General features: G+C 38.4%; 9 protein-coding genes. 4 read left to right on the forward strand and 5 right to left on the reverse strand.

Annotated features, from left to right (window positions below; all coding sequences use genetic code 11):
• Positions 1–877 precede the first annotated feature (877 nt).
• Positions 878–1,630: a class I SAM-dependent methyltransferase gene (locus tag UYI_RS0114365; protein ID WP_016867343.1), complete on the forward strand. Its 753-nt coding sequence runs from the start codon at positions 878–880 to the stop codon at positions 1,628–1,630.
• A gap of 173 nt (positions 1,631–1,803) precedes the next feature.
• On the opposite strand, the gene UYI_RS0114375 is transcribed toward UYI_RS0114365, so the two are convergent.
• Positions 1,804–2,427, reverse strand: coding sequence for a thiaminase II/PqqC family protein (locus UYI_RS0114375; RefSeq protein ID WP_016867345.1), 624 nt, complete (start codon positions 2,425–2,427; stop codon positions 1,804–1,806).
• Positions 2,428–2,726: 299 nt separating this feature from the next.
• On the opposite strand from UYI_RS0114375, the gene UYI_RS0114380 reads away from it, so the two are divergent.
• Positions 2,727–3,656, forward strand: a complete 930-nt coding sequence (locus UYI_RS0114380) for a hypothetical protein (protein WP_016867346.1) — start codon at positions 2,727–2,729, stop codon at positions 3,654–3,656.
• Between the two features lie 27 nt (positions 3,657–3,683).
• On the opposite strand, the gene UYI_RS36805 is transcribed toward UYI_RS0114380, so the two are convergent.
• The gene (locus UYI_RS36805; protein ID WP_157226338.1) at positions 3,684–3,830 is read right to left on the reverse strand and encodes a hypothetical protein; all 147 of its coding nucleotides are present in this window, start codon (positions 3,828–3,830) and stop codon (positions 3,684–3,686) included.
• 26 nt (positions 3,831–3,856) lie between these two features.
• On the opposite strand from UYI_RS36805, the gene UYI_RS39680 reads away from it, so the two are divergent.
• Positions 3,857–3,991 carry a hypothetical protein gene (locus UYI_RS39680; RefSeq protein WP_268742211.1) on the forward strand — a complete coding sequence of 45 codons (135 nt, stop codon included), beginning with the start codon at positions 3,857–3,859 and terminating at the stop codon, positions 3,989–3,991.
• Positions 3,992–4,118: 127 nt separating this feature from the next.
• Here the strand turns inward: UYI_RS39680 and UYI_RS0114385 are convergent, their stop codons facing one another.
• The 3 genes from UYI_RS0114385 to UYI_RS0114395 all read right to left on the reverse strand — a co-directional run bounded on the left by UYI_RS0114385 (position 4,119) and on the right by UYI_RS0114395 (position 7,603).
• On the reverse strand, positions 4,119–6,068 hold the full coding sequence (locus UYI_RS0114385; RefSeq protein WP_016867347.1) for an ABC transporter ATP-binding protein: 1,950 nt from the start codon (positions 6,066–6,068) through the stop codon (positions 4,119–4,121).
• A gap of 201 nt (positions 6,069–6,269) precedes the next feature.
• On the reverse strand, positions 6,270–6,686 hold the full coding sequence (locus tag UYI_RS0114390; RefSeq protein WP_016867348.1) for a DUF1824 family protein: 417 nt from the start codon (positions 6,684–6,686) through the stop codon (positions 6,270–6,272).
• A 74-nt stretch (positions 6,687–6,760) separates the two neighbouring features.
• Complete coding sequence (locus UYI_RS0114395) at positions 6,761–7,603, reverse strand: prohibitin family protein (protein ID WP_016867349.1); 843 nt, start codon at positions 7,601–7,603, stop codon at positions 6,761–6,763.
• A gap of 103 nt (positions 7,604–7,706) precedes the next feature.
• On the opposite strand from UYI_RS0114395, the gene UYI_RS0114400 reads away from it, so the two are divergent.
• The coding region (locus UYI_RS0114400; RefSeq protein WP_235147949.1) for an ABC transporter ATP-binding protein at positions 7,707–8,850 on the forward strand (1,144 nt) is incomplete at its 3' end.

The following is an 8,850-nucleotide window of genomic DNA, read 5'->3' on the forward strand; positions in this document are numbered from 1 at the left end:
TCAGCCAAGAAACTTTGGCGATCTGCTTGAAGATTATGCCAATCAGCCAGTTAAACAACAAGAAGATAACTATTAAAAATATTACTTCACCCAGAATAATGAGTATATTCATATTTTGATTATAAATATTTGCAAAAAAGCAGTTATATTCTCGGTTTATTTAATAATTTGGGTATCTGTTAGCCCACAAATCACAAATTTTTAATGTAAAAAAGGTAAATAAATTACACAACAACTTGAAGAAAAATCACAAACTACTTGATTTTACGCTATACCCAGATTCATAGTTTCGTCTCTCTAATCAACAAATATAATTAATTAGAGTTTTTATCTAGTTAAACTTTCTCATCATTAAATATTTGACGTTCTCGTTGTAATCATTAGTTAAAAGCCATTGAGACATAATATTTGTCAACTTCTCTATATCGAGTTTGCCATTGCCATTTAGAGCAAGCTTTTCACAAATTTGCTGACTCATAATTAACTTCTGCAATTTTTGAGAATAATATCATTTTTGAAATTGATATGCAAGGAAAGTTAAAATATGACTTTGTCTAGAATAATTAGTGTATTCATATTTCAATTATAAATATCATAATAAGGCAGTTATCTCTCCAATTTTTTTAAGAATTATGATATCTGCTGAGACAATCAAATTACTATTACAAAAATATTATTGATCTAGAAAATTTGAATGTAAAAAAATAAATGATAAAGCAGAATAGTTAAAATAGTTAAGACATTTAAGATAGTTGACTGAAGTTTAGTGAGTCGCAAGCGGCTTAAGGGAGGGTACACCGATAATTCATCTGTGTGCATCGCCTTGCACGGTGTTCGTTATTATTATTGAATTTGGACACAGCCGTATTCATAAAATATGCATCAGCAACGAAAGTATAGTTTTTTATTTTTTATACTCCTGGCTTTAGTAATATTTTGGAGTTGCTTACTTCAGCCTATAAATATAGCGATCGCAACTACAATATCTTCTCCTGTTTACGAACAACGGCAATTACATAACCCAGATGGTATCGGTAAGTACTACATGGGTAGGGAAATCGCGAAAGTCATGGGACATACAGGTGCAGCTTGGCTAGAACGTCCCAGTCGCGAGGCAGAAGAGAAGCCGAGTAAAATAGTAGACGCTCTCGACCTGAAATCTACTGATGTAGTTGCTGATATTGGCGCGGGTACAGGTTACTTGAGTTTTCGCATCGCTCCTAAAGTACCACAGGGAAAGGTACTAGCTGTAGATATTCAGCCAGAGATGCTGGATATTATTAACTTTTTCAAGCAAGAGCTAAATGTTACCAATGTTGAACCAGTATTAGCAACTCCTACTAATCCCAACTTACCACCCACAAGTATTGATTTAGCTTTGATGGTGGATGCGTATCACGAATTTGAATATCCACAGGAAGTAATGCAAGCTATTGTGAAAGCGTTGAAACCTGGTGGTAGGGTGGTGTTAGTTGAGTACCGGGGTGAAAATCCTTTTATTCTGATTAAAGGCTTGCATAAAATGACTCAAAAGCAGGTGAAAAAAGAAATGCAAGCTGTTGGTTTGGTTTGGCGGGAGACTAAAAATTTGTTACCGCAGCAGCATTTGATGGTGTTTGCGAAGGGATGATATATTTTTTATCGAACACAGATGAACACAGATGGACACAGATAGATTTTTTGTGTGCTTTTGAGGTTGGAGAAGATGAATATATTTTTTTATCGAACACAGATGAACACAGATGGACACAGATAGATTTTTTGTGTGCTTTTGAGGTTGGAGAATTAGTTTGGAAAAGTTAGTTAGGCTGCGTTAAAGGCCATTTGCCAAAAATCTTGTTCAAATTTTGCTATTTTGACGAAAGCTTCTTCGGCTTGCTGTTGAATATCATCTGTAGCAGTTTCTAATACTTCATCAGCTTGTTGTTCTAAAAGTTTTACATATTCTGTAAAACCAGGGTTTCCCCATCTGTTTGCAAATTCTTTGTAGGGTGCTGGCATTTCACCAGGTAGTTGCCAACCTTGATTATAAGCTAATTCTATTGCCCAAAGGGCAGTTGCTTGTACTGGGTAAGGTTTGGTTCCAAGACTATGCATGTATTCACAGTATTCTGTGCAGGTTGGTTGTTTTTTTGTATGGAGATTCAGTTGTCTTTCTGCTGCTTTTTGTTTAAACCAAGTAAGTTCGTCTTGCAGTGCTGCTAATCCACCAAGTATTAGTTCAAAATGATGTGGTGGTGCGCTGGCTAATACTCTTCCTAACATGCGCGTAAACTCAACAACAAACAAATAATCTTGTAATAACCAGGTGTTAAATTGCTGGGTTTTAATTGTGCCTAATTTACATTGTTGTAGGAAAGGATGTATAGTAGCAGCGTGCCAGATTTGAGAATGGGTTAGTAATAGTTTGGTGCAGTTAAATGACATTTTATCTTTTGTTTAATCACTATACAATCAATATTAATTGAAAAGAAACTGGTTTGTAGAGACGTGCTATGGCACGTCTCTACATCTGGTGGAATGACGAAAAATTTTTAATGAGGGGTGATACCCGTGATTTGCCAGTTGCATCCTTCAAGAAGTCGGGGTTCTTGTTGTTCAAATGCAAACATGTATAACGCTGTCTTGTTTACAACTGAAATTTTTGTCAAGCAAAGTTGTAGCTCTGCTATAGTGATTTCACAGAAATTGTCAACTTGTAGAATTAGAGGTGCGAAGAGGTGTGAATGAGTAAAGTTTCTTTTGCTTGGCTCACTAGTTGCATTTTATTCGGGCCAATGGCAATCTTGATAGTGCCGTTTAGTAAAATAGCACAAGCACAATCAGCTTCTTCACAGGTTTTATTCTTAAATGGTGTCTGGGAGGGAAGTTATACTTGTAGGCAAGGACTCACTAAACTGAGATTAGATATTGAAGCAAAGAATACGACAGATATTAATGCAGTTTTTTCGTTTTCTGAACACCCCAATAATCCAGGTACCCCATCTAGTCGTTTCAGAATGCAAGGTAACTTCAAGGTATTTGATTCACCAGATGTATCTGGTTTATTGGATTTGAAAGCTACAACATGGATTAATCAGCCTCGCGGTTACTCAACTGTTGATCTTCGCGGCAATGTTTCCTCTTCTAAACGTAGCATTACTGGTAAAGTGGCATTACCTGGTTGCTCAACGTTTGAGGTTGTTAAAGTTGATACCCAGAATGCTTTACAACCAAAACCCTCTAATCAGAATACTTCTCAGGCGAATCGCGATCGCCAGCTTGATGGTCCTGAAAGTACGGTTGCCAAGTTTCATCAAGCTATTCAAAATCGTAGTTTCAATTCACTCGACAAGTATTATTGTTCAATAGAAAAGATTGCGGCGCAAAAAGTCAATAGCCGTCTCGATCCAGATGGTCAGAACATGGCTCTTCTCAATGCTTATTTGCGGATTTCCTCCAGCATATATTCTATAGATATGTCTCAGCTTTACTATCAAACCAAGTATTATGATGCAAAATTAGGAAGAGCTGTTGTAGCAATCACAGGAAACGTCATCGTCAAATCACCCAATGGTCAAAATGCATTATTTCCATACAGGAGATTTGGACGTGATTGGCTGCGATTAATTAAGGAGAATAATGAGTGGAAACTTTGTCATAATTTAAATAGCTAAAAGTAAATATAGCGGAATGGCACTTAGTTAAGCCGCTGCACTCCCATTTGATAAGCGATCGCCATCTGCTGACGTAAAGTAGAACGAGGCTGCTGCATAAGAGATAAGCTTTAGGACGGTGCTTTCTAACTCTTGCTTCACTCCGTCCCGGACGTTTTGAAATGGGTTTGTCATTACGAATGTATCGCGTTACATTGCCAATGTATCGGCTTACATTACGAATGTATCGGCTTACATTACGAATGTATCGCGTTACATTACGAATGCATCAACTTACATTACGAATGCATCGCGTTACATTGTTAATGCATCGCCTTGCATTATTAATGCATTAACTTCTAAAAAACCCAATCTTTTTTGAAAAAACTCTGCGTCCCCACCGAAGCTTTGATCGCCCCAAACCGGCGATCAAACTTCTCTCTGCGCTTACCTTTGCGTCCCTCTGCGTTTAAAAAACCTATACTACGACTCAATCTCCGCCAATTCTAACCACCGTTCTGTCGCCTGATCAATGGCTTGCTTCAGTGCTTCTACCTGTTCATACAACTTTTGCACCTGCGTATAATTCCCCGCTGGAACATTCGCCATTGCTTTTTCCGCTTCTGCTTTCTCGGCTTCTAATTGAGCAATTTTATCTTCCAACTGCTCAAACTCCCGCCTTTCCCAAGTTGATAAACGCTTTTTCTTCGTTGTTTCTTTGGCTTGACTCTCCGCTGGCTGTGTCTGTTGATTTTTTGGCTTTTCCTTTGTATTGTTAGTCGCTTGTTGCTTTTCTTCTTCGGCTTTTTTGTAATCGAGATAGACTGAGTAATTACCAGGATATTGGCGAATCACTCCTCCTTCTTCCAAAGCAAAGATGGTATCTACAGTGCGATCCAGAAAATAGCGATCGTGAGATACCACAATTACACAACCGTTAAAATCCTCTAAATATTCTTCCAGTACCGCCAAAGTCTGGACATCTAAATCATTAGTCGGTTCATCTAAGATCAAAACATTCGGCGCACTCATCAGCACACGCAATAAGAACAACCGCCGTTTTTCCCCACCAGAAAGTTTATGAATCGGTGCATACTGCTGATTCCCCGGAAATAAAAATCTCTCCAACATTTGGGAAGCAGTGATTTTAGTACCGTCGGCTATTTTGACGTGTTCCCCTTCTTCCTTGATGTAATCAATCACGCGCTGATTTTCGTTCAAAGCAGTGAGCAATTCTTCAGAATGCTGATCAAAATAGCCAATATGAATCGTCGCACCAATATCTACACTACCTGCATCTGGCTGCACCCGCCCAGTAATAATATCCATTAACGTAGATTTACCCGCACCGTTACCACCAATAACGCCAATCCGGTCTTCAGGACTAAATTCGTAGGTAAAATCTTTAATCAAAGTGCGTACACCGAAGGGGTTGCCGAAGGCATCGCCATACCCTTTTGAGATATTATTCAGTTCAATCACCTTTTTGCCAATGCGACGGCTGGCTGTAGCAATATCAACCTTACCTTGAGTTTGTTTAAACTCCGTCGCTTGCATATCACGAATGCGATCTATTCTCGCTTTTTGCTTCGTACTTCTGGCTTTTGGCCCCCTTTTCAACCACTCCAACTCCCGCCGCAATACCCCTTGAAACTTACGCTGACTACTAACAGCACTTTCTTCTGCTTCGGCTTTCTTTTCCAGGTAGTATGAATAGTTACCAGAATAGGTGTAAATATCACCCCTGTCTATCTCAATAATCCGGTTCGTGACGCGATCTAAAAAGTAGCGATCGTGAGTTATCAATAAAAGTGCGCCACGATAACGGTGCAAATAACTTTGTAACCACTCCACCGAATTTGCATCTAGATGGTTTGTTGGTTCATCCATCAATAACAAATCTGGTTCTGATAGCAAAGCTGTGGCTAAAGCAATACGCTTACGATAACCTCCAGATAAAGTCCCAACAGTGGCATTAAAATCCGTAATTCCTAACTTAGAAAGAATAATTTTAGCGTTGGTTTCCAACTCCCAAGCACCAGTCGCATCCATACGCTGCATCACCACCGAAAGGCGGGACATTAGCTGATTGTCTTCTGGATAGTGAGCCAGCTTATCAGATATTTCTTCATACTCACGCACCAAAGCCATATTTTCACCACTATCAGCAAAAACTTGCTCTAAAACAGTGTGATTCTCATCTAAATCTGGCTGTTGGGGTAAATAAATAATCTTCGCACCAGAATTAACTAAAATTTGCCCTGCATCAATCGGTTCTAACCCGGCAATCATTTTTAATAGAGTTGATTTACCAGAACCATTAGTGCCAATTAAACCGACTTTATCATTAGCATCTAAACTAAAACTGGCATCCCTAAGAATTTCTTTAATACCAAAATCTTTTTGAACTGATTGTAGTGTAATAATACTCATATTAATTTAATCATTAAATTGTTGCTCATTAGTTATTAGTTCTTAACTAATAACTCTCTTTTAACTCTTTCCTCTGTGTCCTCTGTTCCTCTGCGGTTCAATAAAAAAATTTTTTAACCACAGAGACACAGAGAGCGCAGAGAAGATAATAATTTGCGCTCTGAGCAAATTTCTGATAGTTATTGGGAATTACTCAGTCTACTACACAAATAAATCCAAAGGTAAATGACCATACATCTCATTAATTCCCTCTGAAGAATAAGATTGACAAGATACCAACACACCGCGATGATGTCCAAAATAAGTATCAATATGACACACGCCATTTTTGCCGTTTAATTTGATATAAACAGGGCCATCAATTTTAGGTAAATTACTTGGTGGTTCATATCCTAAAGCGAGGGAATAAGTTTTCATTGCTAGCATTCCTTCTTCTTCAGTGTCAGCGCAAATCCCTAAAATTTGATAATCAGATAGTTTGGCAATGAAAAGTAAAGCCTCACGAATTAAAGATTTTTCTGCTGGGTTGACTTTTGGTGCTATATCTACACAGTTAAATTTATTGAGAACTTTTTTAGCTTCAGCAACTGTGAAATTAGTTTGATTTCTGCTTGACATATATCAGTTTATTATCTGTGTTGATGTGCGCTTTATTTCTAAGAATTGCCCTCTTTTTCCAGACAAGTTTGGGCTTAATCCTGTATGTTACCCACATTGAAAAGGAAAGGAACACTACTTTGTGAGTCTTTACCAATTACAAGAACTTTTGGCATTTGAGCGCCGCCGTTCTTCCAAGCTTCAATTGCTTCTTTTTGCAAAACTAATTGCCCTCCTGGAGCTTTTAATGTTTCCGCCAAAAGTCTTTGAGCTTCTGATTTGCCTTTAGCACGATTAATTTCTGCCTGTGCTTCTTGTTCAGCTTCTTGTGCTATGTAAACAGCTCTTTGCGCTCTTTGTTCAGCAATTTGTTTTTCCTCTACTGCTCTGGCAAATTCCGGAGAAAAAGTCAAGTCAACCACGCTAGTATCCAAAACTATTATTCCATATTTTTCTAAGCGTTGACCTAATGCGGTGTCAAAATCATCCTTAAGTTCATTTCTTCTAGTAATAGACTCTTCTACAGTTCTCCTCGCAGCTGCGATTTTGAATGATTCCTGAGTTTGAGGAGCAATGATTTTGGCGACAATATTTTCTAAACTTCCCTGTTTTCTTCTAATTTCAACTACTTGCTCCGGATCAATACGGAAATTAATCGCAAATTTGGCTGATAGTTCTTGCAAATCTTTGGTGGCACTTTGAGCAGGTATTTCATATTTTTGCACCGTCACATCATACACATCTACTCTAGATATGAATGGTGGTTTAAGATGAATACCTTCGAGCAAGGCTCCATCTCTCGCTTTCCCCAATATACTCAGGACTCCTGCCTCACCTGGATTAATAATAATAAAGGAATTCAGGGCGAGGATCACAATTATTGCTATTGCAACCCCTAACACTACATTTTGCCAACTACCAAATTGCTGATTTTTCATTCCCCTCTCCTCATGTCTATGTCAGGTATATATGGCTGAGTGGTGAAGCCTCTGTTCTGGCAAACGTGGTAATATCGGTTTCTGCATGCAATTGCACAGGGTTGTGACTACAGTATTTAAATCTCATCGGGTGGCTAAAAGACGCAGGGGTTCAGTTCATCCCCTTAAACGCCTGCTAAAATACGCAGAGCAGTATCGCCAACAAATTTGGCTAGCTAGTATTTGTTCTATCCTCAATAAGCTGTTTGACTTAGCACCACCAGCGTTAATTGGCATTGCAGTAGATGTGGTAGTAAAGCAGCAAGATTCTATCATTGCACGGTTGGGAGTCAAGGATATTTTTGGACAATTTTTCATTCTTTCTGCTCTAACTGTGATTATTTGGATTTTAGAATCGATTTTTGAGTACTCTTTTGCTAGACTTTGGCGCAATTTAGCACAGAATATTCAACATGATTTGCGTTTGGATGCTTACAAGCATTTACAAGATTTAGAACTAGCATATTTTGAAGAACGCAGCACTGGTGGTTTAATGTCTATCCTCGGTGATGATATTAACCAATTAGAACGGTTTTTGGATGTAGGCGCTAATGACATTATTCAAGTTGCAGTCACTGTCATAATTATTGGTGGTGCTTTCTTTATTTTGGCTCCGAGTGTGGCATGGATGGCAATGTTGCCTATTCCTTTTATTCTTTGGGGAACGTTTGCTTATCAAGATGTACTTGCACCCCGCTATGCTAATGTGCGAGAAAAAGTAGGGTTACTAAATTCTCGTTTGGCAAATAATTTAAGTGGTATTACTACTATTAAAAGTTTCACGGCCGAAGATTATGAAATCTCACGTTTAGCTGGAGAAAGTGAAGCCTATCGCCGCAGTAATGCTAAAGCAATTCAACTTTCTGCTGCTTATGTTCCCCTAATTCGGATGTTAATTTTAGTGGGATTTACAGCTTTGCTTTACTTTGGTGGCTTAGCAGCAGTGAATGGCATAATTTCTGTCGGAACTTATAGTGTTTTAATATTTTTAATTCAGCGATTGTTATGGCCTTTAACTAGATTAGGCGATACTTTTGACCAATATCAACGAGCGATGGCTTCTACAAATCGAGTTATGGATTTGTTGGATACGCCTATTGCTATCCATCCAGGAGATGTAGCTTTACCTGTAGAAAAAGTACGTGGGGAAGTGACTTTTAAAAATGTCACTTTTAACTATCAAGACAGGCAAGCAGTTATCAAAAATT

The organism is Fischerella muscicola PCC 7414 (assembly GCF_000317205.1).
Classification (GTDB): domain Bacteria; phylum Cyanobacteriota; class Cyanobacteriia; order Cyanobacteriales; family Nostocaceae; genus Fischerella; species Fischerella muscicola.

Coding starts and splice junctions, on each gene's coding strand:
- UYI_RS0114365 (WP_016867343.1), top strand. CDS start 878: ATGCATCAGCAACGAAAGTATAGTTTTTTATTTTTTATACTCCTGGCT.
- UYI_RS0114375 (WP_016867345.1), bottom strand. CDS start 2,427: ATGTCATTTAACTGCACCAAACTATTACTAACCCATTCTCAAATCTGG.
- UYI_RS0114380 (WP_016867346.1), top strand. CDS start 2,727: ATGAGTAAAGTTTCTTTTGCTTGGCTCACTAGTTGCATTTTATTCGGG.
- UYI_RS36805 (WP_157226338.1), bottom strand. CDS start 3,830: ATGACAAACCCATTTCAAAACGTCCGGGACGGAGTGAAGCAAGAGTTA.
- UYI_RS39680 (WP_268742211.1), top strand. CDS start 3,857: ATGTATCGGCTTACATTACGAATGTATCGGCTTACATTACGAATGTAT.
- UYI_RS0114385 (WP_016867347.1), bottom strand. CDS start 6,068: ATGAGTATTATTACACTACAATCAGTTCAAAAAGATTTTGGTATTAAA.
- UYI_RS0114390 (WP_016867348.1), bottom strand. CDS start 6,686: ATGTCAAGCAGAAATCAAACTAATTTCACAGTTGCTGAAGCTAAAAAA.
- UYI_RS0114395 (WP_016867349.1), bottom strand. CDS start 7,603: ATGAAAAATCAGCAATTTGGTAGTTGGCAAAATGTAGTGTTAGGGGTT.